Source organism: Paenarthrobacter sp. PH39-S1 (assembly GCF_030063245.1).
Taxonomy (GTDB): Bacteria; Actinomycetota; Actinomycetes; order Actinomycetales; family Micrococcaceae; genus Arthrobacter_M.
In genome coordinates this window covers 119,092-146,032 of record NZ_JASISR010000002.1, presented here as the reverse complement: position 1 = coordinate 146,032, position 26,941 = coordinate 119,092, and the positions used below count along the sequence as shown (strand labels likewise).

The window sequence follows — 26,941 nt, the reverse complement described above, 5'->3', positions numbered from 1 at the left end:
CTTTGAGGAAACAAGTGAGGAAACTTGACAGAAGGAAGCTCCGGTGGCGGCGGGCGGGTAAAGCTGCCGCGGCGGGCATGGCTGCCGCGGCCCTGATCGTTTCGGTGGCAGTGCCGGCCAGCGCGGCACTGAACCCCTTTCCGGCGGACGGCACCACCCCGACGTCTCCACCGGGCAGCTACACCGAGCAGGTGCTGGCCAGCAACGGCGACAACGCCATCGATCCGGTCTTGGGCCGGTATTACCGCATTGTCGGGATGGCCGATCTGGGAAACGGCGTTCTGCTCGCCGCCTACGACGGACGGCCCGACGGCGCTGACGCCCCGTCCGCCAACTCGATCGTGCAGCGGCGCAGCACCGATAACGGTGTGACCTGGGGCGCTCCGACCTACATCGCCCGCGGACAGGCAAGTTCCGGCGGGTCGCAGCGGTACGGCTTCAGCGACCCTAGCTATGTGGTGGACAAGACGACCGGCGCCGTCTTTAACTTCCACGTGTACTCCAAGAATCAAGGTTTCGGCGGCAGTGTTATCGGCAACGATGATGCAAATCTGAACGTGATCAGCAGCGAGGTCTCGGTCTCGACCGATGGCGGTTTGAGCTGGTCAACGGACCCGGCCAATCAGCCTGCCCTGCCGACGCCGTCGAGCTATTTAGCGGGCTCCAAATACGCTGACTTCGCCGGACCGTTGATTACGAACGTGGTCAAGCCCAACGGCACGACTGTAGCCGGCGTCAATAACGTCGGTGGCGTTGTCAGCATGTTCGCCAGCTCGGGCGAGGGCATCCAACTTAAATACGGGGCCCACGCGGGACGGCTAATCCAGCAGTTTGCCGGAAAAATTATCCAGCCCAACGGCAGCAGCACCATCCAGGCCTACAGTGTCTATTCCGACGACCATGGCAAGACCTGGCAGATGGGCGCGCCAACCGGAACCGCGATGGACGAAAACAAGTCAGTCGAGCTCTCCAACGGTAACGTCATGCTGAACTCGCGGGACAATGCCGGCGGACACGGGCGCAAAACGGCTATCTCGACCGACGGCGGCGTCAGCTACGGTGCGGTCACCAATAACGCGTCGCTGATTGACCCGACCAACAACGCGGGCCTTACGCGGATGTACCCCGGGGCTGCCTCGGGCTCGGCGGATGCGAAGAAGCTGTTGTTTTCCAACGCCGCCAGTACATCCAGCCGCAGCAACGGCACCGTCCGGTATTCCTGTGACGATGGCGCCAGCTGGAGCAGCGCACGCCAGTTCAAGTCCGGTGCCATGTCGTATTCCACCATCACAGCCCTGAGTGACGGGACCTTCGGCGTGTTGTATGAGGGCGACAACAACACCATCACGTTCGGCAAATTCGACGAAGCGTGGCTTGCCCCGCTGTGCGCCAGCGTCACGGCAGCTCCCGCTTCGGTTCCCAATGGCGCAAGCACAACGCTCAATTTCAGCATTACCAACAAGGATTCCCAACCGCTCCCGGCCAGTACGCTCTCGCTGCAGGACGCCGTGGACTGGACCTCGGATGCGGTCCATGTCCCCGCCGTCCCGGGCGGCGCCACGGTGACGATCCAGCTGCCGGTGACGTCGCCGTCGTACCTGAAAGCCGGTAACCGGACGCTGACCGGCGTGCTCGACACCGGAACCGGCAAAATCCAGACGGCGGCGATCGTGACCATCACCGGCGGTGCCACCGCCAACGTCACGGGAGCCTACGTATACGGTCAGCGCAATGATGCCGGCCGCGACCTGGCAGCCAGCCCCTATGGGACAGGCGATGCCGTCCCCTACCAATTCAAGGTTTACAGCGCCGGGAACATCACGGAATCAGTTCGGCCGATTTCCGGGACCTTCTTTCCGTTTATTCCGGCCGACGGCGCCGGAAACTGCCGTTTCGGTGCCCTCGCCGTGGGCGCCTCCTACCTGTGCTCAACCCCCAAGCACACGGTGACGGCGGCCGAAGCCGCGCAGGGTTACTTCGTGCCGACGTCAAGCTGGGTCACCGGCGTGGACAACAACTCGGTGGACCATACCTTCGCCGTCACCGGAGACGAAGTAGACCTGCTGGTCCGTAACCCGGCGCTGTCCGGCACCGTCAGCGCCCACTGGACCGCGGGGACGCCGGGCTGGCCCTACGCCGTAGCCGGGGACACCATCAAATACAGCTACACGGTGTCCAACACCGGCAACGTGGCCCTGAGCAACCTGGCCGCCGGCGGAATCAGCTTCTCCCAGTCCGCTCTTGGGGTCGGAGAATCCGCCACCGCCGCGAGCAGCTACACGTTGACGGCTGCGGACATTGCCGCCGGGCACGTAGCCGGAGTTTCGATCGCCGTGACCGCCGGGAATGGGGCCAAGCCGGCGGCACTGCAGCTGACGGGGCAACCAACGCTCCTGTTGGTGCAGCCCGCGAAGCCCGACTTCAGCCCCGCGTTGTCCGTGCAGATGCTGGAGGGAGCTCCGCCGGTTGACCTGGGACTGGGGACGGACAAATACCATACGGGTCAGACGGTGACGGTGCACAACGCTGAGTTCGGCCAGTGGTACTACGTCTACCTGAACAAGCGCAGCACGCCGACCGGGTGGTACTTTCCGAACCAGCAGAACAGCTTCGAGTTTGTGCTGCCGGCCGATGCCAAGAACGGCATGGACGACCTTGTCGTGCTGGATTCGGCAGGACGTCAGCTCTCCTTCGGCGCCCTGCAGGTGACGCCTTCCGGCAGCAAATAGACGCAGTTAGCGCCCGGCACACGGGCAGCGAGGGCCGCCATCGGCATAACCCCGACGACGGCCCTCGCGGCAGCTTAAGGCAACGGCGCGGCCTAAGGCAGCGGCGCGGGCCAAGGCAACGGCGCGGCCTAAGGCAGCGGCGCGGCCTAAGGCAGCGGCGCGAGCGCGTCCAGCAGCCTTGTCCGCAGCTGCGCGGAGCGGGTGCTGAAATGCCGCTGCTGGGCGACGTACTCAGATTTTCCCGCCGGGGTTTCGATGGCGATCGGCGGATAGCCCCAGTCGGAAAGGTCATAGGGCGAGGCCTTCATGTCCATGGCGCGGATCTGCCACGATAATTCGAAGCAGTCCATGAGCAGCTCGCTGGAGAGCCCCGGCACAAGTTTGTAGGCCCACTTGTAGAGATCCATGTTCGCGTGCAGGCAGCCCGGCTGCTCGAGGTCGCGCTGGTTCGCCCGTGTTGGAGACAGCTCATTCAGCGGCACGGCCTGCGGAGTGTAAAAACGGTAAGCGTCAAAATGGGAACAACGGATCCGGCTTCCCTCCACAACCTCATCCGTGCCGGCGGAACCCAGCCGCAAGGTAAGGTATTCGTGCCTTACCTGGTTGGCCTCCTGCCGGTAAACCATCGCCCATTCGTGCAGACCGAAGCATCCGAACTGGGCCGGGCGTGTGGCGGTGCGGGCCAAAATAATCCGGGCGAAGTCAATGGCTTCGCGCCGGTCGGCCCGGAAGGCTTCGCCGTCGAAGGTGATACCCAAGCGGCCTAGTGGCAACCCCGCGGCCCGGCATTCTTCGTCGTTGGCCTGGCGGTAGTGCTTCCAGTCCAACCGGCACACGGCCTCCTGCCCTGTTAATATGACGCCGGCACCGGGATGCCAGCGCCTGAGCTGGCCCGGTTTGTGCGAGTAGTAGGTGAACAGAAAGTCCTCAACCGGATGTTTGAGCCCGGCCGACCGCCGTTTCAGATACGGATCCGCATACTGCGCCACGCGAAGCTCGTGGGCCTCCTGCCGCGGCAGCCACCGGGACGGATCCAGCACAAGCGGGGGAAGCTGGTCGCAGGTCATCACCCTCCCATTGTCCCAGCCCAATGCGTCCTGCGGTGTCCGGCCCGTGCGGTCCGAATTAACCGGCCCTGGGTGCCGCTCGTGCGGGTCCGGATTTACCGGCCCTGCGTTGCGGCAATCAGTCTGGTCATTGTCACGTGCAGCGCTTCGATGTCCGTCGCGCTCAGCCCCAGTTTCTCCGCCATGGTCCCCGGTACCGTAAGGGCCTTTGCCCGCAGCGCCCGCCCAACGTCCGTCAACTCGATGGCCAAGGCGCGTTCATCGTCGCGGGAACGGCTGCGGTTGATGAATCCGGCGGATTCCAGCCGCTTCAGCAGCGGCGACAATGTGGCTGGCTCCAGCAGCAAAGCGGCGCTGATGTCTTTGACCGTCCGCGGGTTCCGTTCCCACAGGGCGAGCATCACCAGATACTGCGGATGCGTCAGTCCGAGCGGTGCCAGCACCGGTTTGTAGGCACTCACCACACTTCGCGAGGCCACGCTGAGCGCGAAGCAGAGCTGCCTTTCAAGCAACAGGCTGTGCACGCTTGACTCCATGGCGCTCCTCCCCAGATCCGTGAGCGGACCGGCTGATGTTTCATTAGTGCCCTCATAGTAAGCGTACTATTGATCAGGAATGGCCGTTGCAGGGATGAGGGACGACATGCAGGACGATAGCTTCGTAGCGAAGTTCATGAGGACAACCGGCAAACTCCGGGCAGTTTTTGGCCCGGCCAACAGCAGCTCGCTCGATCACGAGATGACCGAGGACAATAAACGGCTCCTGGCACAGCAGCAAGTCGACGCCCTGCAGTGGGAAACCGCGCGGCGCCCCGACGGCAGCACCTATTTGGTTCCCAGGGATGGGAACGATCAGTCACTACGCTGATCCGGCTGGACGGGTCCGACAACGCGCGCGGTTCCATTTCCGGCCATGAAGCGTAAAATTGGCGCATAGGAGCATCACTCGGGCGTATTTGGAAGGGGGTGTTGGCCGTGGCAGAGAAGCAGCCATTCGTTGGCCGTTTTATGCGGTTCACCGATCATCTGCAGCGCGTTTTCGGACCGGCGGATCATCTGGATAGTGATACGCCGGTGGTTCATCGGCATGATGAATTCGAGAAGGCCTCCGAAGATGATCTGGCCCAGTTCGAGGTTGAGACAGACTCCGAAGGCCATCATTATGCGGTGCGCAAGCCGCACGAAGGGTAGCTCGGCGAAGTTCGTACCAGCGTAAAGGCAGGTCAAAAATGGCGGGGCGGCAAGGCGGACGGCGTAAGCCGCCCGCCTTATTGTCAGATCGAAAGCCGCCCATCCGGTAGGCGGGGCTTAACCTGCCCACCTTGTTCGAGGGGCGCAATCCGCCGACCGAGTCAGCGGCCGGTGCCGCCGTACACGGTCACTTCATCGTCGCCGTCGAGGTCAAAGGCTTGGTGCACAGCACGGACGGCCGTGTCCAGCAGATCCGCCCGGGTAACCACGGAAATGCGGATCTCCGATGTGGAAATCAAGTCAATGTTGACGCCAGCGTCGGACAGCGCCTTGAAGAACCGGTAGGAAACGCCCGGGTTGGACCGCATGCCCGCGCCGATCAGCGACAGCTTGCCGATCTCGTCGTCGTAAATCAGAGCATCAAAGCCGACCGACTCCTGGGCGGCACGCAGGGCATCAAGTGCCTCGGCGCCTTCCACCATCGGGAGGGTGAAGGAAATGTCCGTCCGCCCCGTTCCCCTTGTGGAAATGTTCTGCACAATCATGTCGATATTGGAATGTGCGCCGGCAATGATCCCGAAGATTTCCGCCGCCTTGCCCGGAATGTCCGGGACGCCGACAACCGTGACTTTGCCTTCGGACCGGTCGTGCGCGACGCCGGAGATGATTGGCTGCTCCAAGGCAACTCCCTCTGAGAACTTGATTTTGTCGTCGGGGCTGGGCAGGACCCAGGTCCCCTCATGGTCGCTGAACGAGGACCGCACATGGATTGGCAGGCCGAAACGGCGGGCATATTCAACGCAGCGCAGGTGCAGAATCTTCGCTCCGGAGGCTGCCATTTCCAGCATTTCCTCGCTGGAGATTCTGTCGATTTTTCTGGCGCTGGCAACCACCCGCGGGTCCGCTGTGTAAACGCCGTCGACATCCGTATAAATTTCGCAGACATCCGCATCCAACGCCGCTGCTAAGGCAACCGCTGTCGTGTCGGAACCGCCGCGTCCCATGGTGGTGATTTCGTGTGTCTGTCGGCTCATGCCTTGAAAACCGGCCACAATCGCGACATTGCCTTTGTCCAGAGCCGTGCGCACCCGGTGCGGATCGACGTCGATGATCCGGGCCTTGCCATGGATACCATCCGTGATCATGCCAGCCTGGCTGCCCGTAAAGGACTGCGCCACGCCGCCATGGTCATGGATCGCCATGGCCAGCAGCGCCATTGAGATGCGCTCGCCGGCGGTCATCAGCATGTCCAGCTCGCGGGCCGGGGGGCGTCCGGCGACCTGGGACGCCAAGTCCAAAAGTTCGTCGGTGGTGTCGCCCATCGCGGAGACGACGACGACGACCTCGTTGCCGGCGCGCTGAGTCTCCACCACGCGCCGGGCAACCCTCTTGATCCCGGCGGCGTCGGCCACAGAGGATCCACCATATTTCTGAACAATTAAGCTCATGCGTGCCTACTCATCGGCTAACCACTGACAATCTCCTGGTTGATTCATAGAGGCCATGCGACATCTGCGGCGCGTCAGGCGGGTGGGTCTAGTTTATCGCTCATACTTCGATGAACTGAATTTGTGGCGGCAGTAAGACACGGCGACGGTCTATGCCATGCTGGTCTCGGTTCACGAAAGCGTTTTACCGGGAGGAAAGCAGCATGCCAGCTTGGCGCGTCAGGGATTTTCATTCGTCCGACATGGATGCCGTACTGCGTCTGTGGGAGCGGTCGCGGACGGCCGGCGTCGAGCCTGTCTACGCGCTGTCGGAGGTCCTTGCCTCCTGTGAAAAGGACCATGCCGTGATCGCCGTTCAGGGCGAAGTAGTGGTCGGCGCCGCGGTTGCGCGGGCCGCCCATGATCAGGGTTGGATAGTTTTCTTTGCAATCGACGACGATTCCAGAGACCAGGGGATCGGCAGTGGACTGCTGGCGGCCATCGAAAGCCGCATGGCCCCGCGGGGGTTGACGAAGCTGTCGACGCTGATGCCCGAAACCGAAGGCCGGGTGGATGCGCTGCTGCATGCCGGTTTCCAGGATAAGAAGCATCTGCGCTACTTTGAGCGGGAAATTCCGGTGCAGCGCCAGGAAATGGGGCTGCTGAGTGAGCTGGGCGGCCGGTTGTTGCCGCGGCACTTGTGGAACGCCGTCGGCGGCATGCAGAAGGAGAAGGAACTGCTGGAGCGCCGGCTGGTGCTGCCGCTGGCTTCTCCGGATCTCGCAGATCAGTACGGCGTCGTGCCACCCCGGGCGGTGGTGTTATTCGGCCCTCCCGGAACGGGGAAAACTACATTTGCAAAAGCGATCGCCTCCCGCTTGGAGTGGCCGTTTGTGGAGGTCTTCCCATCCCGGCTGGCCTCGGATCCGAAGGGTCTGGCCGGGGCGTTGAGGGAAACATTCCTCGAGATCTCCGAACTGGAGCATGCCGTCGTCTTCATCGACGAAGTCGAGGAGATCGCGGCCCAGCGTCAGGGGGAGCCACCGTCGCCGCTGCAGGGAGTCACGAACGAACTGCTCAAAATCATCCCGGCGTTCCGGGACCAGCCCGGGCGGCTGCTGGTCTGCGCGACCAACTTTATCCGCGCCCTCGACTCGGCGTTCCTGCGCCACGGCCGCTTCGACTACGTTATTCCGATCGGACTGCCCGACGAGGCCGCCCGGTACGCCATCTGGCAGCGATACGTCCCCCAGGACGTGGCTGACGACGTTGATTTGGACCTGCTCGTCGGCGGGACCGACGGCTTTTCCCCGGCAGACATCGAGTTTGCTGCCCGGAAGGCATCGCAGCGGGCGTTGGAACGGGCGGTCTACGGACAACCAAGCGGTGCCGCTGGTGCAGCTCATGGTGCGGGCGTCCCGGACGGCGCTGATGGCGCGGCAGAAGCCACTGACGACGACGGGACTCAGGTTAGCGCCAAGGCGGGACCGTCGACTGCGGAATATCTGGAAGCCATTGCCGCAACCCGTGCGACCGTCTCGGCCGAGGTGGCTCAGGAATTCCGAGAGGATATCGAACGGATCAGCCGGCTCTAGGCTGTGGAGACGCGAACCGCCTAACCTGTCGTTTCCCTCAGCCGATGGCGCTGCGACGGCCCTCGAAAGCCCGGCCGAGCGTGACCTCGTCCGCGTACTCGAGGTCACCACCGACCGGGAGCCCGGAGGCCAGCCGGGTAATGCGAATACCGATGGATTTGAGCATCCGGGCCAGATATGTTGCGGTCGCCTCGCCTTCCAGGTTGGGGTCCGTGGCGATAATGACTTCTTCGATCTGATTGTCGTTGAGCCGCGTCAGCAGCTCGCGAATGCGCAGCTGCTCCGGCCCGATTCCGGCAATCGGATTGATGGCGCCGCCGAGCACGTGGTAACGGCCACTGAAGGAACGAGTGCGCTCGACCGCGACCACATCCTTGGACTCCTCGACAACGCAGATCACTGTAGGATCCCGCCTCGAATTACGGCAGATATTGCAGGTGTCCTGCTCCGTGACGTTGCCGCAGATGGAGCAGAACTTCACTCGTTCCTTCACCGTCACGAGAGCCGTCACGAGCCGCTTGATGTCGTCCTGATCGGCTTCGAGGATATGGAAGGCGAGCCGTTGCGCGGACTTCGGCCCAATCCCGGGCAGGCGTCCCAGCTCATCAATGAGCTCCTGAACTGCTCCCTCGTACACCGTTGCCTCGTTCTGTCGTTGTCACTGCTGTTAGCTGCACTGCTGTTAGCTGCACTGCCGTTAGCTGCACTGCTGTTAGCTGCACTGCTGTTAAAGTCATTGCGGGTTATATCACCGCTGTTGTGACCACCGCCACCAAGCGGTGCAAGATCGCGCTGGAAAGCTGCTTCACGAGCACTGTCACGCACAGGCGGCGTGCTGGCCTAGGAGCCGCCGATGCTTCTTTCTTCAACCAACCGTCCACCGAGGATGCGCTCCACCGCAGCCCGGCCCACCAGGCCCGAACTCTCGATCGTTTCATCATCCGCGCTCGGAATGTCCTCGACGTATGGCAAGTCTACTTTGCGCTTAGGCGCTGCGATGCGCCCAGCTTGGGCCTCGGGACTGTTTTTTAGCCGCTCGTAAAGACTCATCTTCGGTTTAACCGCGACGGCGTCGGGCGCAGTGCCGTTGCTGGTCTGAGTAGTCACGACACCGGTATGCGCGCCGGCGAAACCAGTGAACCCGGAAACTCCGACCGAAGCCGAAGCCGAAGACCCGGGGGGCGGCGATGGTGTGGGCGAAGCCGCGGGGACTTGAGCAGGGGCCCGCGATGTCGTCGGCGAAGACCCGGGTGCCGACGAAGGCGCCCGCGATGAAGCGGCCGAGGATTCCCGTGCCGGGGAAGGTACGGTCGCTGATCCCACTCCGGGCGCCGCCGTAGCCCAGTCGGGCGCGTCCGCTAATGTGCCCCAGCCCGGTTCCGCAGGCTGAGCGGGCCGCGGAACAGCGGCCGCAGTGCTCTGCTGCCCCGGAATCCCGGGCGAACCCTCGCCGCCCCGTCGGGCAGCGGGGGAAGATGCGCGCTCCTGCGACCGACGGTTCGAGTTCTGCAGCCCTGCCAGGCGGTCCTGCTCGTGGCGTCGTGGAGCGGTGGCAGAAGCGTCCGCCAGGTCTGCTGGAGGGTAATCCCCTTCCGGGGCTGGTTCATCGTCCGGGTACGGGGGCTCTTCCAGCTCATACCCCCATGACGAAAGGGCAGTATTGGGCTTCGGGGCTGGTCCCGGAGCCGTGACTTCGGCGGGGGCTTCCGCGGGAATATTCCCGTTCCACTGGCCGTCGGCGGTGCCTTCAGCAGGAATGGTCCCCGTCCGCTGGCCGTCCCCGGGGGCTGCGGAAGAAATGGTCCCGTTCCCCCGGCCTGCTGCGGGCGATCCAGCGGAAGGAGCCATATCGTGCGGCCGGGAGGCCGCGGACGCTGAAGGACGGACCGTCCGCGCGGACGGCGCTGAACTCCGGGGTCCGTCGCTCAGTGAAGTGAGGCCGCCGCCCTGCACGTTTGAGGACGTTGGAACCGGTGCGGACCAGACGGATGAGGACGACGGCGGGTTTCCATCAGGCTCAATGGGCTGTGGATTAGCTTGGACCCCGTCGGAAACAGCGGAACCGAGCCCGCCGGCTTCCGCAAGGCCGCCGATTCCGTCCGATTCCGTGGGATGAGCCTGATGCTGGGTTGCCGGAGCCGGAGCCGGAGCCGGAGCCGGAGCCTGGGACGCCGGAGACTGAGGCTGTGGTGCAGCTCCGTGGCGGTCCCCGAACGTTTTCTCCGACACCGGTTCCGTCGCCGTTACCGGACCTTGAGCAGGCCGGGGAGAACCGGCCGGGAATTCCCGGCTAGTAGATGCTTTTGGGTCTGGTTCAGAGCTCGAACCAGCGGCGGAAAATTGTTCCGCGACAGCGTTGATCCGGCAGTTCATGCCCAACGTTTTGTTGATGGCCGCTCGAAGGTTGTCCGAATGGTCTCCTCGGCTGAAGGCGCCGGCAAGCCCCGCGGTTCTGAATGCCAGCTGCAGCGTCTCACCATCAAAGCTTTGCGGCGTGGCATTCGGTGCGACCAGGGCCCAGCTGCTGCGCTTGACCGTAGTCAGATTATCCAGAATTTCAGGCCAAGCGCGGCGGAGTACTTCGACACCGGTCGCACCTGACGCAGGAGCGCCTGGGGGTGCAAGAGTTCCGGAAGCCGGTGCGTCCGCGCCAACCGAACCCGCGACAGAAACCGAATCCTGCGTCCGAGACGTTTCCGGAGGTTGGGGGCCGGGGGATTCTGACGTGTGAACCCCTTGGAAGTCGTTTTGGGACTGGCGGGACCCGGCCTGGCTACCCTCTACCTGTGCCTTGTTCCCCTGTCCAGCATCGCATCCGGACGCATCCTTCTGAACGGGTGCGGGATTAACGCGTCTCGAGTCTGTGGCATTGCGTTCCGTCGCCGTCGCCGGTGCCGTTGCGTCGTCAACTGGCCAGTCGTCGGTGCTGACGCGCTGGCGGCTAAGCTGATTGACGCCGTCGTTCATGGAACCGGCTGGCCGACCGGCCGCCGTGGGCTGTTCAACAGCCGAAGCAGCTTCCGCACCGCCGTAGCTGAGCCGGCGCTCAATCCTGTCCAAGCGTGCCGCCATGCCGCGCTCCGACTGATCGGCGCCTGGCAATAGCAGCCGCGCGCTGAGCAGTTCCAGATGCAGTCGTGGCGACGTGGCCCCGGTCATTTCCGTCAGCGCAGTGTTGGTGACATCTGCCGCGCGGGACAACTCGGCGGCACCAAGCTGGGTGGACTGCGTCTGCATCCGGGCGATCTGATCGTCCGGCATACCTCGCAGGATCGCATGCGCGCTCTCCGGCATGGCGCGCACAATGATCAGGTCGCGGAAACGCTCAAGCAGATCCTCGACAAACCGCCGCGGATCGTGACCGGTCTGAATGACGCGGTCCACGGCCTTGAAAACCGTCGCGGCATCCGAGGCAGCCAGGGCATCGACTACATCGTCCAAAAGAGAGGCATGCGTGTAGCCGAGCAGCGAAACCGCCAGTTCGTAGTCCAGGCCGGCCGGACCGGCGCCGGCCATCAGCTGATCCAGCACCGACAGCGAATCGCGGACGGAGCCGCCGCCGGCCCTGATCACCAGAGAAAGTACTCCCGGTGCTACGGGGACATTTTCCTGCCGGCATAGCAGGCCCAGATACTCCATCAAGGGCTCGGGCGGGACCAGACGGAAGGGATAATGGTGGGTGCGGGACCGGATGGTGCCGATGACCTTATCCGGCTCCGTCGTCGCGAAGATGAACTTAATATGCTCCGGCGGCTCTTCGACGATCTTCAGAAGTGCGTTGAAACCGGCCGAAGTGACCATGTGCGCCTCGTCGATTATGAAGATCTTGTAGCGGTCCCGGACGGGCGCGAAGGTTGCTCGTTCACGCAGATCACGGGCGTCATCGACACCGCCATGACTTGCCGCATCAATCTCGATCACATCGAGTGATCCCGAGCCTCCGCGCGCCAGCTCGATGCAGCTGTCGCACTTGCCGCAGGGGATAGCGGCTGGCCCCTCGGCACAATTGAGACAGCGCGCCAGAATGCGCGCCGAAGTCGTCTTGCCGCAGCCGCGGGGTCCGGAGAAGAGGTAGGCGTGATTGACGCGGTTTTTCTGCAACGCGGCCATCAGCGGCTCGGTGACATGCTCTTGTCCGATAACGTCCGCGAACGAATCGGGACGGTATCGACGGTATAGAGCGGTAGGAGCGGTCACAGGTGAAACCCTATCTGGTGCAACTGACATTCCGCAGGCAACGTCGGAGACCTGTGGAACCTTTAACGTAAAGACCCCTCATGCACCCGCCAGAGCCCGTTTACCCTTGCTACCTTCCGGTCCTGGGGGAGTTCAACAGGGTGACGCCACATGAGGGGCCGGGAATCAGCTTACCCGAAGTTTCGCGCCGGAATTTAACCTTCGGTTGGGCGGGCCTGTCGGTCGTGCTTGCCGAGACCAGATGGTTTATCCCGGCAGGCTCGGACGCGGGCGCATCCGATGGTCGTGCTTGGTTATCCGGTGTCTTTGGGGTGGGTGGTGTAGGTCTGGCCGGAGGGTGCTTTCCAGGTGAGGGTGCCGTTGCCGGTTTGGGTGACTTTCCAGCCCATTTTGTGTTTAAGCCGGTGGTGCCGTTTACACAGACATGCGAGGTTCTCTATCTCGGATGGTCCTTGTGGCCAGGGGAGGGTGTGGTCGGTGTCGGTGAAGCGGGCTTGGCGGGTGCAGCCGGGGAAGCGGCAGGTCCCGTCCCTGATTTGCAACCATTTACGGGTTTTCTGCGGGATTTTGTAGGGGTTTCGGTCTTGTTTGGCGGGAATTTTGGTGACGGGGTCGGTGAGCATCCGGTACCAGACCGGTTGGTCCTTGGCGAGGTCGAGGGCCGTTTCGATTGGCATGGGCCCGTAGCCATCGAGTTCGGCTGCCTCGTCGGTGATGCCGAGCAGGGAGAACAGCGGGATCATGATCATGATCTGCGCCTTAATCTTCGGCGCTTTACCGTGACCGTGCCCCGGCCCACAGGCCCCTGCCCCGCGGGTGCCGCCCCCACCTGTGCGGCCCCCACCTGTGCCGTCCTCGCTGCTGCCGTCGTTGGTGCCGTGGGGGCAGTGGGTGCCGAGGAGGTATCCGGCGGTGAGGTCGGCGCGCAGTTGGGTCAGGGTGCGGGGTTCGGCCGGTCCCTGGGCTTTCGTCGCCGCTTCGGTGATGGTGTTGTACGCGGCGAGGGCCGTTTCGGCCGGCAGGTACGCTTCGAGGTAGGCCATGCCGTCCTGCGCCGGTCGGAAGTTCAGGGATCTGTCCTGCGCGGCTTTGGTTTTGCGGGTGATGAACGCCTCGGGGTGCAGGGTCTCGCGCAGCCGCCGGGCCCGGGAGCGGGTTGTTCTGCTCCGCGGCGCGTTTCAGTACGGCGCTTTCGTATCGGGGCAGGCAAATGGCGGGGATGCCCTCGCTCTGGTGGAGGATGGTGCGCACGCGTTGGTAGTCCAGGTCCCCGACGGTGAAGGCGTTCAGGGTTGCAGGGAAGTTCTCGACGAGGGTGCAGGATTCGTTGAGGAGGAATCCGGCGGTCCGTTCGGCCAGGTGCAGGGCGCAGCCTATTTCGCTGACCGCGGTGGCGTGGGCCAGGGACTGGCCGCCGATGGTGCTGCGGACCGGTTCTGGCATTTCATCCAGGACGGTCTGCTGGATCCGGGCAGCCAGCCGGGCCTTGAGCGCGCCGGCGTACGCTTCGAGCCGGCCGGCGTCGGCGAGGGCGGTCACCGCGCCGGCGGTGTCCAGGTCATCGGGGATGACGGTCGTGAGGTCCCGGGCGAGATACGCCATCGGGTGCGCATTGACCAGACGCGGGAACAACGTATCCACCAGCAACGCCGTGGCTGCTGCCGCGCCGGCATCCGGCATCCCTGGTGCGCCCGTAGCATCCGGTGCTCCCTGTTCGCCCGTGGCTTCCGGGGTTTCCGGCGCGCCCGTGGCTTCCGCGGTCCCCGGGGTTTGAGCCCGGGGTTTCTGCTGGCCTTCCATGAAACCAAGTCAACCAGAGGGGTCCGACATTTTAGACCCCAGTCGCAGCCACCCCTGTGACCGCGCCAACCTTAGCGACCGCGCCAACCTTGCGGCCACTCCGCCGTGTCAACCGCTGCCGTCGATCTTCCTGAGTATTACGACTGGCTGGCCGGCAACGTGTCCTTTGGAACGGAGCCGCGATTAGGCACAATGCGAAACAAACAGGTACTCTGGAACCTGCTCATTGCGAGCAAACACTGGAGGATTCGCCTAGCGGCCTATGGCGCACGCCTGGAACGCGTGTTGGGTTAACGCCCTCGGGGGTTCAAATCCCCCATCCTCCGCCAGTGTAAAGCCCCGTTGTTTTGCCTCTACGCATATCGGCGGGGCTTTCTCGTTGCCCGACGGGGCTGGCGTCTTCCCGGCGCCGAGGACCGGCTCCGCGCTCCCGCGGCACCGTTTCCACAGTCCATCAGCAACCCACGCCCAGCGGGTTTTGGTGGCAATCATCGGCATAGGTCTTCGTCACGGACCGCCAAACGCTGACCGGCAACGGAGCGGAAATGAACGTCCCTTGCCCGGGAATTGCCAGCGGCGCTCCGCCATTTACCGAGTAGGTGCCGCGGAAATGAGTTGCGACGGTGACCGCGAAATCGCCCGTTATTGTGTAGATGTGGCTGGTGGGAGTCTTCTCGCCCCACCGGTCCTGCGGCAACTGTGCACCGGAGTTTGGGGTGGGGCCAAGGGAGATGCCATCCCCGTAGTCCCAGACGTAGGAGATCGGTCTGGCCTTTATATGGACTTTCTGACCCAGCAGGTTGATGTCGAATGCCTGCTCGACCGCGTAGGCATAGAGATTGGTCTCCGCGCCGCGCAAGGTATTGGGCCCCGGCTGGCTGGCCACTGTCGCGGGTACGACGGGGGAGTTCTGAAATTCGTGTTCGATGCTAGCGGCTATCTCGGCGAGGATGTCCCGGGGCTTTTGGGAGTAAATGCACGTGGGGCCGCTCAAGAATTCCCAAACCGGCGGCGAGACGATTTTGAGGTTGCGGTACCAATTGACGAGCTGGCCATCTGGAGCCTCCTTGCAGCGGCTTCCCGCGTTGGCACGGCACGCGATGAACTCGGAGTCGCCCACCTGACAAAGAAACTTGAAGTCGTATTCATACGGATCATCGGGAAGTGCGGCAGGAAACGAACCCCATTCGGTCGTTCCAGGTATCTGTTGCCAGCCGTCCGCGGTGACGCCATTTTCCGTCCACTCACCGTCGACCCGATGTCCACTCTCGGCGTCAGCGGTCCCCATGACAAACATTGAAGCGAACATGCACAATAAGGTCAGGCTCGCTTGGAGGGATCTGCTGGCAGCCATGCCTACTCGGCTTTACCGCTGATATGTTCAGCGGTCGACGCGATCCAATGGTCTACCTGATACGTGGCAACTAAAATATCCGCCATTGATTTCGATTCAGGATGGATGGTGGCTTGACCCGCCTCGTAGTAGGTTATTGCCTCTTGTTTCACTGAGAGGATGACTTGGTAGTTGTTCTCCTTCGTAACAGTGAAAGCTGAACCTAGGGAGATCACGACCATCCTGCCGCCAGCGGTCCAGCGTCCGTCCTGATGCCAGGGCGTATGGCCGGCCTTAACGTTTGAGCAGGAGACACAGCCGGGGTCTGTAATCGCCTCAAGTGGCCCGAAGTCGGCGGTTTCGTAGGCGTAGGACAGCGTTTCGTACCAGTACCGGGCAAAGGCTTCTATTCCGGCCTTCGAAAATTCGTCAGCTAAGGGCGGTTTCACCGGCAGCGGGACATTTTGAGCCGGCCCACTGGCATCTGCGGGCTTGTACACTGCGGCCGATGCCGTCGGGCTGATTACAGGGCTCGCCGCGGCACTCGTGCTTGCCGCCGGCGGAGCCGTGCCGGTAGTAGCAGGCGTCGCTTTGGGAGACCCGGCGCAACCGGTCAGGACAAAAGTGAATGCTATGCCGGCCAGCATGGCTGCGACGCGGACTTTTCTGCTGCGTTCGGAGAATGTGAGCATCGAATTCCCAACCGAGTCGGTGATGTGCCAATGCCTAAGGTTGGTTAAAGGTAGCGCAGATCGCAGTCGGGCGTCCAAGGTTTTCCACAGGCAGTCGGGCGTCCAAGGTTTTCCACAGGCAGTCGGGTCCGCCGGCAGCCGGTCCACCGGCAGTCGGGGATACAAGGAGGGGCGATCCTGAGGGGCTTCGTCATTGGCCCGCTGAGAGGCCGGTCCCGACAGGCTCGCTCAGCGCTCGAGCAAACCCAGGCGCTGCAGCCGGCTCCGGGCGGCGAGCTCGCTCGGCCCCACGCGGCTCAGGGCCAGATGCACGATGCCGAGCACCGCCTTCGTAGCGGTGGCCACGGGTAATGGGATCCGGCCGAGGTGTGCCTTCTGCAGCCCGAGCATGTCCTGGTATTTCGGCTCCAGGGTTGCCACTGCGGCGGCGAACAGTACGCGGTAGCCCGGCATCAGCGTCGGATGCAGCGGCGGTCTGCGGAGGAACGCCACCACCTCGGCCACCCTCGCGTCGAACTTGAGATCGCCGTCGTCGTACCATTTGTCCAGCATGCGGCGCATGTCTGCCTCGCTGGTGGGTGCATCGTTGACGCCCATCAGCGTTCCGGCACGGACCCACTCACGGACATAGGCGTCGGGGCCGCCGGGGATGGCACGGCCCCAAACTTTATGCGTGCTGAGGAAGGCATCGGTGAATGCGATGTGGATCCAGCGCAGCAGTTCGGGGTCATTGGCGGAATAGCCGCGCTCCACGCCATGGCCGTCGATGAAGCGGCCGTTGACCCGTTCGTGAAGCCGAAGCACCTTGTCTGAGGCGGACTTCGCGTCGTGGGTGGAACCGTAGGTGACTGTGAAGATCCATTGAATTGTCCGCGCCAAGCGGCCCAGCGGATCTTCCCTGAAGTCCGAATGGTCGTACACACCGGCCAATGCCCCGGGGTGCAGTGCCTGCATGAGCAGTGCCCGGATCCCCGCCACGATCGTTGTCATGGAGCCGTGGACGGCCCAGGTCGCGGAGCCCGGCTGAAAGTAGCCGGCGTCATCCCCTTCGGCGAGTTTCGGCACCCATGCCGGGACGGCGTCGGGAGATCCGGTGAGTGCCCTTTTGAGCTCGGCGCGCCACGTCTTGAGGAAGTTGGCCATGTAACAGTGTCTCTCACTCCGCCCGCCAGGCCCGCAGGCCGGCCTCCAGCGATGCCTGGTGAACGCTGTCCCAATCCGGCCGGTTGCACTTCATTCCGGCCAGTTCCAGGGTTGCCAGCCCATGGACGGTTCCCCAAATGCTCATCGCAACGGTTTCCGGGTCGTCCGGCCGCAGTTCGCCCGAATTCTGGCCCAGCACTATGGTGTCCACCAGCGGCAGGATGCTCTGCTGGGTGGAGGCCTGCGCCTCGGGGGACTGGATGTAGGCCACCAAGGCTCCGCTGAACATCAGGGTAAACAGTGCAGGATGGTCGAGCGCCCACCGGCGGTAGGCCCTGCCGAGGGCCCTCAGACGGACGACGGCGGACGGTCCGGCGCCGTCTGCAGCGCTGGCCTGCGCGGCGCCAAAGTCCGCAAATCCCTGCACGATGACCGCCTCCAGCAGCTGGGGTTTTCCGCCGAAGAGCGAATACACGGCGGTGGTGGACGTCCCCGCGACGGATGCCAGCTGCCGCAGTGAGAAGGCTTCGGCGCCCTGCGACGCGAGCAACTCGGCGGCAGCAGCGAGCAGTTTCAGACGGAGTTCACGGTCATGGATTTTGGGTCTTGCCATCTCCGAATTATTACATAACATTGTTTCATAACATTGTTACGCTACGCGAACCGAGGACAACCTAGGCAGGGGGACACGAAAAATCATGGCAACCGAAGTATTCCCTGCCAGGTATACCGTTCCGGCAGACGGCGGGAGGTGACGGTGTGCTTTTCGGTCTCGCCAAAACGACTACGCATGTACGCGTCGGTCCCGGATTGAACACGGCAAGACAACGCATGGGCACCGGTACCGAAACGGGCACGACGACGGCGCAACGGTAGCGACGTCGCCGTCGGCCGACTCAGGGCAACGGGACCAGTACGTCCAGCAGGCTGAGGAGCTTCGCTTTGGCCGGCTCACCAAGAGAGGCTGGCTCCGCACACCAACTGACGAATGCGCGCAGGAAGGCCGGCAGTTCCCGTCGCTGTGCCTGCGTTAGCGTGACCTCACGGCGGAGATACCAGCTCACAAAGGTGTCCAGCTTCATGGGCCCGACCCGATGGAAACTGGAGTAGTCGTAGGCGATGCTGTAATCGGTCCAGTGGTGAGCCAGGGCATCCCACTCATGGGGATCCGCAGCCCCATCGTTGGACTGACTGCCGTCAGCCTGACCGCCGTCGGTCCGGTTGCTGTTAGTCCGTTCGATGAATTGCTGGACTACGGCGTCACCGGCTTTGGTCAGGGCACGCGTTGTCACCGCTTCGAAGTCGGCCAAATCTGTCCGGAGTTTTTCAAGGGCGACGGGGTCCAGCGCCCGGTCGGCCTCGAGGACGCTGTTCGCTGCTGCTCCTGCGAGGTCTCCCTCCTGATCTCCCGCGGCAGTTCCCGCACGGTTCGCGTGGGCGGCCCACGCGGCCTCGTCGTCGTCCGGCATGTCCGGGTCTGCATATTCGGCATAGTCGGCGTCTTCGAGCGCGCTCTCGAGCACCGTCATGATGAGCTGTCGCGCCTGCCAGTAGTCAGGATCGTCGGTAGCCACCGGAACCGAATCCGTCGTCTCCATGGCATCGAGCATGAGTCCCCCCGCGTCATCGACGGGTATTTCCGCAAATTCCCACAGCCCCGGTTCTGCGGAGACGATAGACTGCAGCTCCCGGGCCGTGGCCTGCGGAGCGGCTGTGACGCCGCCCCCGATGGCCGCATCGCCATACGCCTCGCGTGCTGTATGCAGCAATATTCCGTACTCGAAATCAGCGGCGCGGAGGGTGAGCAGGAAGCTGCTCTGCTCATCGAAAACATCCTTCAGCGCAACTGCCGAAACCAGTTCCGGGGTCAGCAGCGCACTGTCCAGTTCTCTTTCATAACCTGTCTCGCTGGAGAGCTGAACGCCCACGGAGAGCAGCTCCCGGGTGGTCTCCGTGGCGCCCTGTAGTAGGGCCAGCGTCAGCAGCATGGTGCCGCTCCCGGGGAGTTTCAGCCGGCCGGCGGTGGACATAAGTTTCTCCAGTTGCCGCGGATCCATTCCGGCCGCATGGTCCGGCCCGATCAGATCGTCGTGCAGGGCGGAGGCCAGTAACCACGGGTCCAGTACGTCATAGGTTTCGGGGCCGGCGCTGAAGGAATTGAAGATCGGGGCATAGTGCCGCACCAGGGCGGACAGCGGACTATTCGAGGCTTTGGGCTTGTTTTTCTTCGCCGGCTTCCGGCGGCGGCTCACGGGACTCATGAACGTATCCTGCCACCTCTGTCTTTAGCCGGCCAGCCGGTCTTTTAGTCCACCGGTTGGTCTTTAGCTGACCACAGTGTCCAGCCACTTAGCCAGGAATGCCGCCCCGGCGTCGTCGTGAATCACCTCGGCACTCAGGCCCAGATCCGCAGCGGTCAGGATCTGGTAGGGCTTTTCCGGGACGCCATCGGCGGGGCGGACGTCGACGTGCTTGACCTCGTGGTCGTGATGGTGCAGCCAGTCGGCCATGGCGTAGTCGGTGCGGGAATCGCCCACCGTGCGCCACGCCTGCGGCACGATGTTCTGCTGGGCCAGCAGTTCGACGGCGCGGCTGGCGCCCAGATCCTTGCCAAGGCGCACGGATTCAATGTCTGTGGAAATGATGGTCGGATCGACGCGGAAGGCGGAGAGCCCGTGGCGGGCCGTCAGCTCCAGCGCCTGGGCATCGAAGCGCGCCTGCTCCGTCTTGTAGTCCGAGTTGGAGACGTCCAGGCGCTGTTCCACCGACACCATGGCGTGCTTGGTCTCGTCAAAAAACATGTGCGCGGCGTAGCCTTCCGCAACAAGTGTGCGGATGTCATCGGCGTACGCCTTCGGCACCGCCAACGAGCCGTCCACGTGCAGTGGTCCAACGCTGTCGGCCGTGTAACTGAACCACACCGCGCCCTTCTCGCAGATCGCGTGAACCAACGTTCCGGGGGGCATTCCCTCGGCGATCATTGGCGCCATCACCTGTTCCCTGATGAACGTATCGGAGCGGCCGGTATTGAAGATGACAGGGACGCCGGCATGCGCGAGCCGCAGCAGATCCTTGATGATGCGTGGCCGGACATCGCGGGTTACCGGACTGGCAATCGGACCGTCGACGTCGAGCAGCAGGGCCAGGGGAACAGCAGCGGAAACCATGAGTTCATAGTTGCAGTCCACCCGCCCGCTTGACCAGCCGGGCGACAACCATTGGCAGGCCCTCCACGACGCATTGGCCCGTCGAGTTCCCATGCCCGATGCTTTTCTCTAGGCTGGACAAGTGATCTTCAAAGCCGTTGGCGACGGACGCCCGTACCCTGAGCATGACTACGTCTCGCCCAAGGACTGGGCCGCGGTCGCCCCCCGGCAGGTCCGTTTGGACGAGCTGGTCACCACGAAAACCACTCTGGACCTTGAGGCGCTGCTGGCTGAGGACTCGACGTTTTTCGGGGATCTGTTCCCGCATGTAGTGCAGTGGCGGAATACTTTGTACCTGGAAGACGGTCTGCACCGGGCAGTCCGGACGGCGTTGCATCAGCGGACAATTCTCCATGCCCGCGTGCTGGTAATTGATGACTGATGATCCGCCTGCGCCGGATATTCCGGCCCGGCCCGCTCTCACGCCGACGTCCGGGCTGCCCCCGCGGCACGGGCGACAGTCCAGACACGGGCTGCCGTACATAACAGGGCCGTCGACCAAAGCGGCGTTGACCGAAACAGGGCCGTCGTCCAGGGCGGCCCCGTCATCCAAAACAGGTCCGTCCTCATCCAGGGCGGCTGCGCCGTCGAAGGAACTGGAACGAAAGCGCGCCAGCGAGACGCGGAAGGCTGCGAAACTAGAGCGCCACGAGGACAAGCGAGCGCTTCGGGCACACCGGCGTGAACTGCGGCGGTCCAAGGATATCGCTGTATTTCACGGCCACCGTGTGGTCAGCGGACCCGATCTGCAGCGGGTGTTTACGCCGGTGGAGGATGCCGAAAACGCCGTGCAGTTCCGCCACCGGCTGGTGCACGGCGTGATCCTGACTCTACTGTCAGCTGTGGTGATTGCCGGGGTTATTTTCGCGGTGTTGCTCTGGCGCGGCGCTATCACCCTCCCTTCCGGACAGGCCAGTGCGCCGGCGGTACGGAGCTGTCCGGCTGCCACGTTCGACTATCCCGCGAACAAAGATATGCATGTCAATGTCTACAACAGCACGCGGCGTGAGGGGCTGGCTGCGACCGTGGCGGCGGAGCTGAAAGGCCGCGGTTTTCAGGTGGATACTATAGCCAACAAAGTCACCAACTATACTGGCTCGGCAGTGATTGTTTCCGGTGCCGCCGGCCAGTCCGCAGCCTTTAATCTACAGCGGAATCTGGCCGGCACGGATTACGTCCAGGACGGCCGCACGGATGCCAGCGTCGACGTCTATCTGACCGGAGGCTTTACCGTTCTCGTGGACGCGGGAACTGTGGACCAGACGCCGGGGCTGCTCTCCTGCCCGCACCTGAGCCCTAGTGCAACGCCGACCGCCGGTATTTCTTCAACCGCAACGACGACGACGGCGCCATGACCCGCGGGCGGTTGGCTTAGCCCCGGCGGTCCGCCCGGCCTGAAACCAGGCCCGGCGCCGGGCCTGAAGCAGGGGCTGCTGCCGGAACTGCCGCCGGGAACCGCCTGACAGGACGTCCTTCGGTATCGAACCGGATTCCGACGCCGGCCTGGATAAATCTGACGGTTCCGGCAATGTGGGCGTCAAGCCGCGTCGCGCCGGGCTGATCCGCGCCCGGCTGATCCGCGCCCGGCTGATCCGCGCCTGACTGATCCGCGCCTGACTGATCCATTCCGCGGGACGCGCTCGCCGTGAGGGAGCCGTGGATCAGCGGGGCCAGGCTGTCGACGTCGGCGGGCGGAAGATAGCCCTGCTCCATGCCGTCGCGCAGAATGTCCTGCAGCAGAGCGTTGAGTTCCCCCACGTGGACACCGAGTTTGGCAAAGGACTCGGGCGAGAGGACCGAACGCATGGCGGGTCCCGGTGGCAGATGGCGTCGGGCCAAATCCTGGATCTGCACCTGGATGTACAGGGCCAGCCGGTCCACCGGGTTGTCCAGCAGCGTCAACTCGGTCTTCAGGTCGGTGACGAAGCGCTCCGTTTCATCGAGCGCGTAAACAACCAGGAGCTGCTCCAGATCAGTAAAATAGTTATAGACGGCGGTCCGGCCGACGTCGGCCTGCCGGGCGACGTCGGTCATGGTGAGCCCGGGCAGGCCGTGCGTGAAGAGCAGCGTGCCGAAGGCATCCAGGATCTTGCGCTGGGTCTGTTCGCGCTGCTCCGCGTTGGTCGGGGCGGCTATTCGAGGCATACAGACACTTTACCGCGAACCGTCAGTAAAAGCCGCGATGCCCCAACAGACCAGGCGCAGCGTACCCCCACTTGTCGTGGCCAATTGCGAGGGCCGTAAGGCAGCCGATTCGCGCTCAGTCCTGGTTGCTGAAGGCGGAGTCGAAGGATTGGCCGGAGGGGGAGAAATTGAACTTTTTCAATGCCGCCAGGGCCTCGGGAGCGCCCTCGAGCCGGTCCATTGCCGCGTCTTCCCATTCGATGGAGATGGGTCCGTCATAGCCGATGGCGGTCAGCGCGCGGAAGCTAGATTCCCAGGGCACGTCCCCGCGTCCGGCGGAGACGAAGTCCCAGCCGCGGCGAGGATCCCCCCACCGCAGGTGCGAACCGAGGACGGTGTTCCGCCCGGTCAGGCGCATTTTAGTGTCCTTGCAGTCGACGTGGTAGATCCGGTCCTTGAAGTCCCAGATGAAGGAGACCGGATCGGTGCCCTGCCACATGAAATGGCTGGGGTCCCAGTTGATGCCGAAGGCTTCCCGGTGTCCGATGGCCTCTAACGTGCGGACCGTGGTCCAGTAGTCGTAGGCGATTTCGGAGGGGTGGACCTCGTGGGCGAAGCGGACGCCGCATTCATCAAAGACGTCCAGGATCGGGTTCCAGCGGTCGGCAAAGTCCTGGTAGCCGGCGTCGATGACGGATTCGGGAACCGGCGGGAACATGGCTACGTACTGCCAGATGGAAGAGCCGGTGAAGCCGACGACGGTCTTCACGCCCAGCTTCCTGGCCAGCCGCGCGGTGTTCTTCATGTCCTCGGCGGCACGCTGCCGCACGCCCTCGGGGTCGCCGTCGCCCCACACCCTGGTGCCTACGATCGCCTGGTGCCGGAAGTCGATCGGGTTGTCACAGACCGCCTGGCCCTTGAGGTGGTTGGAGATGGCCCAGACCTTGAGGTTGTACTTTTCCAGCACGGCCAGCTTGCCGGCAACGTAGTCGTCGTCGTCCCATCGGGAGGCGTCCAGATGGTCCCCCGATACGGCGATTTCCAGCCCGTCATAGCCCCAGTCGGATGCGAGTCTGGCAACCTCCTCGAAGGGCAGATCGGCCCATTGACCGGTGAAAAGGGTATACGGACGGGTCATGGCTGCCTCCTTGGAATCGGCTGTGGGAATCGGCTGCTGGTCAGCGGTGGGCTAGTTGGATGAGGGAGTTTTTGGCTGCTGCCGATTCCTCGATGGCAACCAGCACGCGCTGGACGGCCAGTCCGTCTTCGAACGACGGCGACGGGTCCGTGCCGGAGCCGACGGCCAGCAGGAAGTCCCTGATCTCGTGTGTGAAGCTGTTCTCCCAGCCAAGCACATGTCCCGGCGGCCACCAGGCATCGAGGTAAGGGTGCTCGGGTTCCGTGACGAGGATACGGCGGAACCCCTGTTCCCGGATGGGATCCGTACCGTCGAAAAAGGACAGCTCGTTGGGGTTCTCCAGATCAAACCGGAGGCTGCCTTTGCTGCCGAAGACCTCGATCTGCAGGGCATTTTTCCGGCCCCGGGCCATCCGGGAGACCTCGACGCTGGCCACCGCGCCGCCGGCGAGGGACAGTGTGGCCCAGGCGGCGTCGTCGACCGTTACCGGTTCCGGGCCGTGCGGACCGGGCCGTTCGCTGACAAAAGTGTGCAGCCGGCCGGAGACCTCGGTGACGGTGTCGTCGAGCAGGAACTGCACCTGATCGATTGCGTGGCTGGCGATGTCACCGAGCGCCCCGGAACCGGCCGATTCCCTGCGCAGCCTCCACGTCATGGGCGATTCGTCATTGGCGAGCCAGTCCTGCAGGTAGGCCGCGCGGACCTGGCGGATCACGCCCAGTTTTCCGCCGGCAATCAGGCCGCGGGCCAGCGCCAGCCCGGGAACGCGGCGATAGGTGAAGCCGACCATGGACCGGACGCCGCGGTCACGCGCCTGCTGCGCCGCGGCAACCATGGACTCGGCCTCGGTGAGTGAATTTGCCAGCGGCTTCTCCACCAGCACGTGTTTCCCGGCCGCCAGCGCGGCGACTGCAATCTCGGCATGCAGGGCCCCCGGTGCGCAGATGTCCACGATGTCAATGTCGTCGCGGGAAATCACTTCCCGCCAGTCGGTGGCCGATTCGGCCCAACCATAGCGTGCTGCCGCCGCCTCGACGGCTTCCGCGTCCCGGCCCACCAGCACCCTTTGCGCAAAAGCGGGCACGTCGAAGAAAGCGCTGACATTGCGCCAGGCATTCGAATGCGCCTTGCCCATGAAGGCGTAGCCGACTACGGCCACGCCCAGCGGGCGGCCCGATCCAGGCGAACCGGCCGCGGGCGGATCCGGCTGGGGGATGCTCACCGCGCAACTTTCAGCGTATCGGCGGTGGGGTCCCAGTCCTCCGGCAGCGGCTGCGCGGCATCTGCGCTGCTCTGCAGGGAAACGAATTGACCGGTGTTAACGGACTCGGCAATGGACACCATGGCGTCGAGCACGTGATAGGCAACGGCTCCCTGCGCCCGGTGCGGACGGCCTGCCCTAATGGCGCGGGCCATTTCGAGCACGCCGGAGCCCCGGGTGCTGGTGGCGCCCACGGCCCCAATGGTCTCGGGATCGTCCCGGCCGCGGCGGGTCAGGACGATGTCGCCGTCGAACATGTTGGGATCCGGGATGGCGATGGTCGCCTCGGTCCCGGTGATCTCCACGAAGCCGGCGCGCTTGAGGGGCGAGTCGAAGCTGAAGATGCTCTGTGATGACTCGCCGCCGGCAAACTGTGCAATCGCGCTGACATGGCTGGGGACCGTGACTGCGAATTCCTCGCCTGCCTTCGGGCCTGAGCCGATGATCCGGGTTTTGCGGGATGTGGACCCGAAGGCGGCCACCTTGGTGATGGCACCAAAGGTCTGCACCAACGCAGTGAGGTAGTACGGGCCGATGTCGAACAGCGGACCCGCACCTTCCTGGAAGAGGAACGCAGGGTTGGGATGCCAGGACTCGGGCCCGGGAGACTGCATGAGGGTCAGCGCCGTGAGCGGCGCGCCGATGTCCCCTCGGGCAATGATGCGCAGAGCGGTTTGCATCCCCGCGCCCAAGAAGGTGTCCGGCGCACAACCGAGACGCAGGCCTGCGGCATCAGCGGCCTTGAGCAGGCCCAGTCCGCTGTCCCGGTCCATCGAAAAGGGCTTCTCGCTCCAGACGTGCTTGCCGGCGTTGACTGCGGCCGTCGCCACCTCGACGTGGGCGGCGGGAATGGTCAGGTTGACGACGATCTCCACGTCCGGGTGGTCCAGCGCCGCCCGCACGCCTCCGGAGGCGCCGATGCCGAATTCCGCGGCGCGTTCAGCGGCGACCTGCTCCAACATGTCGGCCACGATGTGGACCTTCACGTCCGGAAAGCTGGTCAGGTTGGTCAGGTATTCCTTGCTGATGACCCCCGCGCCGATGACTGCGATGCCCACGGGACCCGTCCGTTCGGCCGTTGGGCGGCTGCTGCGCTGGTTCGGTTGCTGACCCATCTAGTTCCGTCCCGCCTTGAGGTAGTTGAAGCTCTCGGTCACGGCGTCGAAGATGTCGCCGTTGAAGTCATCAAGTTCGACGACGCCGACCTCCAGCCCGGTGACGGCCGCGATGACATCCCAGATGGGCACGCTGCCCTGTCCAACGGCCACCTGATCCTTGTCTTCCTTGGTCAGCGGGCCATCCTTGAGATGAATCAGCTTGACCCTGTCCCCGAGCCGGCCGAGCAGCTCCACCGGGTCCTCGCCACCCACGGCGGCCCAGTAGGTATCCACTTCCAGTACCACCGAGGGGTCAAGATGATCCGCCAGGACCTCCAGCCCCGAGCGGCCATTGATCCGGGACTGCAATTCAAACTCGTGATTGTGGTAGCCCACTCGGATACCGTACCCGGCGCCCTTCGCGGCCGCGGCGTTCAACGCCTTGGCCGTGGCGATGATGCCTTCTTCGCTTCTCCACCGGCTGGCGTCCACATGCGGATCAATCACGGTCGAAATGCCGAGCTGCTGCGCAGCGGAAAAAATCTGGTGCTGGTCTTCGCGCAGCAACGGTGCATGGCCGGAAGGCGCCGTGAGATTATTGGCCGTCAGTGCCGCCGCCAGCTGACCGGCAGTCGCCACAAAGTTGTAGGGCTCCACGGCGGTATAGCCGATCGCGGCCACCCGCTTGATGGTTCCCGGAAGATCCTTCTCCAGGGGGCCTCTGACGGTGTAAAGCTGAAGAGAGTAAGTCACGGGTTCTCCTGACAGGTATGAAGGGACTGTCTGCTCCAGGTCGACGCATCCTTGATCGACGCATCCCCAACTAAGGACATCATTCATCAATACATTTTGCATCGACGCGGGAGCGTCCTGATCAACGTAGGACGCCTTTTGCCGAACGTCAAGCAAAAGTGGAGAAATGGCCATCAGCAATTTGATTGT

General features: G+C 63.7%; 24 protein-coding genes, 1 tRNA gene and 1 other RNA gene. 8 read left to right on the top strand and 18 right to left on the bottom strand.

The genetic code is table 11. The features are described 5' to 3' along the window. Positions 1 to 14: 14 nt before the first annotated feature. The gene (locus QMG52_RS01880) at positions 15 to 2,729 is read left to right on the top strand and encodes a sialidase family protein (protein ID WP_283558738.1); all 2,715 of its coding nucleotides are present in this window, start codon (positions 15 to 17) and stop codon (positions 2,727 to 2,729) included. A gap of 146 nt (positions 2,730 to 2,875) precedes the next feature. On the opposite strand, the gene QMG52_RS01875 is transcribed toward QMG52_RS01880, so the two are convergent. Both QMG52_RS01875 and QMG52_RS01870 read right to left on the bottom strand, forming a co-directional pair. Next, complete coding sequence (locus QMG52_RS01875; protein ID WP_283558737.1) at positions 2,876 to 3,796, bottom strand: 3-methyladenine DNA glycosylase; 921 nt, start codon at positions 3,794 to 3,796, stop codon at positions 2,876 to 2,878. A 95-nt stretch (positions 3,797 to 3,891) separates the two neighbouring features. Next, positions 3,892 to 4,332: a MarR family winged helix-turn-helix transcriptional regulator gene (locus tag QMG52_RS01870; RefSeq protein ID WP_283558736.1), complete on the bottom strand. Its 441-nt coding sequence runs from the start codon at positions 4,330 to 4,332 to the stop codon at positions 3,892 to 3,894. A 106-nt stretch (positions 4,333 to 4,438) separates the two neighbouring features. On the opposite strand from QMG52_RS01870, the gene QMG52_RS01865 reads away from it, so the two are divergent. Together QMG52_RS01865 and QMG52_RS01860 are read left to right on the top strand one after the other, a co-directional pair. Continuing rightward, a complete protein-coding gene (locus tag QMG52_RS01865) occupies positions 4,439 to 4,663 on the top strand; it encodes a hypothetical protein (protein WP_283558735.1) in 225 nt (74 codons plus the stop codon). Positions 4,664 to 4,803: 140 nt separating this feature from the next. After that, entirely contained in the window at positions 4,804 to 4,986 is a 183-nt protein-coding gene (locus tag QMG52_RS01860; protein ID WP_283558860.1) for a hypothetical protein, read from the top strand. Between the two features lie 161 nt (positions 4,987 to 5,147). On the opposite strand, the gene QMG52_RS01855 is transcribed toward QMG52_RS01860, so the two are convergent. Continuing rightward, positions 5,148 to 6,434 carry an aspartate kinase gene (locus QMG52_RS01855; RefSeq protein WP_283558734.1) on the bottom strand — a complete coding sequence of 429 codons (1,287 nt, stop codon included), beginning with the start codon at positions 6,432 to 6,434 and terminating at the stop codon, positions 5,148 to 5,150. Positions 6,435 to 6,637: 203 nt separating this feature from the next. Here QMG52_RS01855 and QMG52_RS01850 point away from each other — a divergent pair, with 203 nt between their 5' ends. Beyond that, the gene (locus QMG52_RS01850) at positions 6,638 to 8,008 is read left to right on the top strand and encodes an ATP-binding protein (protein WP_283558733.1); all 1,371 of its coding nucleotides are present in this window, start codon (positions 6,638 to 6,640) and stop codon (positions 8,006 to 8,008) included. A 37-nt stretch (positions 8,009 to 8,045) separates the two neighbouring features. On the opposite strand, the gene recR is transcribed toward QMG52_RS01850, so the two are convergent. From recR to QMG52_RS01830, 4 genes are all read right to left on the bottom strand, one after another. Then, positions 8,046 to 8,645 carry a recombination mediator RecR gene (recR, locus tag QMG52_RS01845; protein WP_283558732.1) on the bottom strand — a complete coding sequence of 200 codons (600 nt, stop codon included), beginning with the start codon at positions 8,643 to 8,645 and terminating at the stop codon, positions 8,046 to 8,048. 203 nt (positions 8,646 to 8,848) lie between these two features. Then, positions 8,849 to 12,205, bottom strand: coding sequence for a DNA polymerase III subunit gamma and tau (locus QMG52_RS01840; RefSeq protein ID WP_283558731.1), 3,357 nt, complete (start codon positions 12,203 to 12,205; stop codon positions 8,849 to 8,851). Positions 12,206 to 12,271: 66 nt separating this feature from the next. Beyond that, positions 12,272 to 12,368, bottom strand: an RNA gene (gene ffs, locus QMG52_RS01835) — signal recognition particle sRNA small type. Positions 12,369 to 12,498: 130 nt separating this feature from the next. Then, entirely contained in the window at positions 12,499 to 13,311 is an 813-nt protein-coding gene (locus QMG52_RS01830) for an HNH endonuclease signature motif containing protein (protein WP_283558859.1), read from the bottom strand. Here QMG52_RS01830 and QMG52_RS01825 point away from each other — a divergent pair. Together QMG52_RS01825 and QMG52_RS01820 are read left to right on the top strand one after the other, a co-directional pair. Beyond that, the gene (locus tag QMG52_RS01825; protein WP_283558730.1) at positions 13,307 to 14,065 is read left to right on the top strand and encodes a hypothetical protein; all 759 of its coding nucleotides are present in this window, start codon (positions 13,307 to 13,309) and stop codon (positions 14,063 to 14,065) included. The two genes, QMG52_RS01830 and QMG52_RS01825, sit on opposite strands and share 5 nt — an antisense overlap. Positions 14,066 to 14,246: 181 nt before the next feature. Further along, positions 14,247 to 14,334: transfer RNA gene (locus tag QMG52_RS01820), tRNA-Ser, on the top strand. A 125-nt stretch (positions 14,335 to 14,459) separates the two neighbouring features. On the opposite strand, the gene QMG52_RS01815 is transcribed toward QMG52_RS01820, so the two are convergent. The 6 genes from QMG52_RS01815 to QMG52_RS01790 form a co-directional block, all read right to left on the bottom strand. After that, the gene (locus tag QMG52_RS01815; RefSeq protein WP_283558729.1) at positions 14,460 to 15,359 is read right to left on the bottom strand and encodes a hypothetical protein; all 900 of its coding nucleotides are present in this window, start codon (positions 15,357 to 15,359) and stop codon (positions 14,460 to 14,462) included. Positions 15,360 to 15,361: 2 nt separating this feature from the next. Next, on the bottom strand, positions 15,362 to 16,030 hold the full coding sequence (locus QMG52_RS01810; protein WP_283558728.1) for a DUF6318 family protein: 669 nt from the start codon (positions 16,028 to 16,030) through the stop codon (positions 15,362 to 15,364). Between the two features lie 228 nt (positions 16,031 to 16,258). Then, positions 16,259 to 17,173, bottom strand: coding sequence for an oxygenase MpaB family protein (locus QMG52_RS01805; protein WP_283558727.1), 915 nt, complete (start codon positions 17,171 to 17,173; stop codon positions 16,259 to 16,261). Positions 17,174 to 17,186: 13 nt separating this feature from the next. Continuing rightward, positions 17,187 to 17,786: a TetR/AcrR family transcriptional regulator gene (locus QMG52_RS01800; RefSeq protein WP_283558726.1), complete on the bottom strand. Its 600-nt coding sequence runs from the start codon at positions 17,784 to 17,786 to the stop codon at positions 17,187 to 17,189. A 283-nt stretch (positions 17,787 to 18,069) separates the two neighbouring features. Then, positions 18,070 to 19,434 carry a hypothetical protein gene (locus QMG52_RS01795; protein ID WP_283558725.1) on the bottom strand — a complete coding sequence of 455 codons (1,365 nt, stop codon included), beginning with the start codon at positions 19,432 to 19,434 and terminating at the stop codon, positions 18,070 to 18,072. 63 nt (positions 19,435 to 19,497) lie between these two features. Continuing rightward, positions 19,498 to 20,340 carry a Cof-type HAD-IIB family hydrolase gene (locus tag QMG52_RS01790; protein ID WP_283558858.1) on the bottom strand — a complete coding sequence of 281 codons (843 nt, stop codon included), beginning with the start codon at positions 20,338 to 20,340 and terminating at the stop codon, positions 19,498 to 19,500. Positions 20,341 to 20,461: 121 nt separating this feature from the next. Here QMG52_RS01790 and QMG52_RS01785 point away from each other — a divergent pair, with 121 nt between their 5' ends. Continuing rightward, positions 20,462 to 20,761 (top strand): type II toxin-antitoxin system VapB family antitoxin, encoded by a 300-nt coding sequence (locus tag QMG52_RS01785; protein ID WP_283558724.1) that lies wholly within the window; start codon positions 20,462 to 20,464, stop codon positions 20,759 to 20,761. Beyond that, positions 20,754 to 21,734: a LytR C-terminal domain-containing protein gene (locus QMG52_RS01780; RefSeq protein WP_283558723.1), complete on the top strand. Its 981-nt coding sequence runs from the start codon at positions 20,754 to 20,756 to the stop codon at positions 21,732 to 21,734. Before QMG52_RS01785 ends, QMG52_RS01780 begins: the two co-directional genes overlap by 8 nt. 16 nt (positions 21,735 to 21,750) lie before the next feature. On the opposite strand, the gene QMG52_RS01775 is transcribed toward QMG52_RS01780, so the two are convergent. The 5 genes from QMG52_RS01775 to QMG52_RS01755 all read right to left on the bottom strand — a co-directional run bounded on the left by QMG52_RS01775 (position 21,751) and on the right by QMG52_RS01755 (position 26,752). After that, positions 21,751 to 22,524 (bottom strand): TetR/AcrR family transcriptional regulator, encoded by a 774-nt coding sequence (locus tag QMG52_RS01775; protein WP_283558722.1) that lies wholly within the window; start codon positions 22,522 to 22,524, stop codon positions 21,751 to 21,753. 115 nt (positions 22,525 to 22,639) lie between these two features. After that, positions 22,640 to 23,641: a sugar phosphate isomerase/epimerase family protein gene (locus tag QMG52_RS01770; RefSeq protein WP_283558721.1), complete on the bottom strand. Its 1,002-nt coding sequence runs from the start codon at positions 23,639 to 23,641 to the stop codon at positions 22,640 to 22,642. A 40-nt stretch (positions 23,642 to 23,681) separates the two neighbouring features. After that, positions 23,682 to 24,863 carry a Gfo/Idh/MocA family protein gene (locus QMG52_RS01765; RefSeq protein ID WP_283558720.1) on the bottom strand — a complete coding sequence of 394 codons (1,182 nt, stop codon included), beginning with the start codon at positions 24,861 to 24,863 and terminating at the stop codon, positions 23,682 to 23,684. Next, positions 24,860 to 26,017, bottom strand: a complete 1,158-nt coding sequence (locus tag QMG52_RS01760; protein ID WP_283558719.1) for a Gfo/Idh/MocA family protein — start codon at positions 26,015 to 26,017, stop codon at positions 24,860 to 24,862. Before QMG52_RS01760 ends, QMG52_RS01765 begins: the two co-directional genes overlap by 4 nt. Then, on the bottom strand, positions 26,018 to 26,752 hold the full coding sequence (locus tag QMG52_RS01755; RefSeq protein ID WP_283558718.1) for a sugar phosphate isomerase/epimerase family protein: 735 nt from the start codon (positions 26,750 to 26,752) through the stop codon (positions 26,018 to 26,020). Between the last annotated feature and the right edge of the window lie 189 nt (positions 26,753 to 26,941).

Excerpts from the sequence above, each read along its gene's own strand:
- QMG52_RS01875 (WP_283558737.1), bottom strand. The coding sequence starts at position 3,796 with ATGACCTGCGACCAGCTTCCCCCGCTTGTGCTGGATCCGTCCCGGTGG.
- QMG52_RS01870 (WP_283558736.1), bottom strand. The coding sequence starts at position 4,332 with ATGGAGTCAAGCGTGCACAGCCTGTTGCTTGAAAGGCAGCTCTGCTTC.
- QMG52_RS01865 (WP_283558735.1), top strand. The coding sequence starts at position 4,439 with ATGCAGGACGATAGCTTCGTAGCGAAGTTCATGAGGACAACCGGCAAA.
- QMG52_RS01860 (WP_283558860.1), top strand. The coding sequence starts at position 4,804 with ATGCGGTTCACCGATCATCTGCAGCGCGTTTTCGGACCGGCGGATCAT.
- QMG52_RS01855 (WP_283558734.1), bottom strand. The coding sequence starts at position 6,434 with ATGAGCTTAATTGTTCAGAAATATGGTGGATCCTCTGTGGCCGACGCC.
- QMG52_RS01850 (WP_283558733.1), top strand. The coding sequence starts at position 6,638 with ATGCCAGCTTGGCGCGTCAGGGATTTTCATTCGTCCGACATGGATGCC.
- QMG52_RS01815 (WP_283558729.1), bottom strand. The coding sequence starts at position 15,359 with ATGGCTGCCAGCAGATCCCTCCAAGCGAGCCTGACCTTATTGTGCATG.
- QMG52_RS01810 (WP_283558728.1), bottom strand. The coding sequence starts at position 16,030 with ATGCTCACATTCTCCGAACGCAGCAGAAAAGTCCGCGTCGCAGCCATG.
- QMG52_RS01805 (WP_283558727.1), bottom strand. The coding sequence starts at position 17,173 with ATGGCCAACTTCCTCAAGACGTGGCGCGCCGAGCTCAAAAGGGCACTC.
- QMG52_RS01800 (WP_283558726.1), bottom strand. The coding sequence starts at position 17,786 with ATGGCAAGACCCAAAATCCATGACCGTGAACTCCGTCTGAAACTGCTC.
- QMG52_RS01795 (WP_283558725.1), bottom strand. The coding sequence starts at position 19,434 with ATGAGTCCCGTGAGCCGCCGCCGGAAGCCGGCGAAGAAAAACAAGCCC.
- QMG52_RS01790 (WP_283558858.1), bottom strand. The coding sequence starts at position 20,340 with ATGGTTTCCGCTGCTGTTCCCCTGGCCCTGCTGCTCGACGTCGACGGT.
- QMG52_RS01780 (WP_283558723.1), top strand. The coding sequence starts at position 20,754 with ATGACTGATGATCCGCCTGCGCCGGATATTCCGGCCCGGCCCGCTCTC.
- QMG52_RS01775 (WP_283558722.1), bottom strand. The coding sequence starts at position 22,524 with ATGCCTCGAATAGCCGCCCCGACCAACGCGGAGCAGCGCGAACAGACC.
- QMG52_RS01770 (WP_283558721.1), bottom strand. The coding sequence starts at position 23,641 with ATGACCCGTCCGTATACCCTTTTCACCGGTCAATGGGCCGATCTGCCC.
- QMG52_RS01760 (WP_283558719.1), bottom strand. The coding sequence starts at position 26,017 with ATGGGTCAGCAACCGAACCAGCGCAGCAGCCGCCCAACGGCCGAACGG.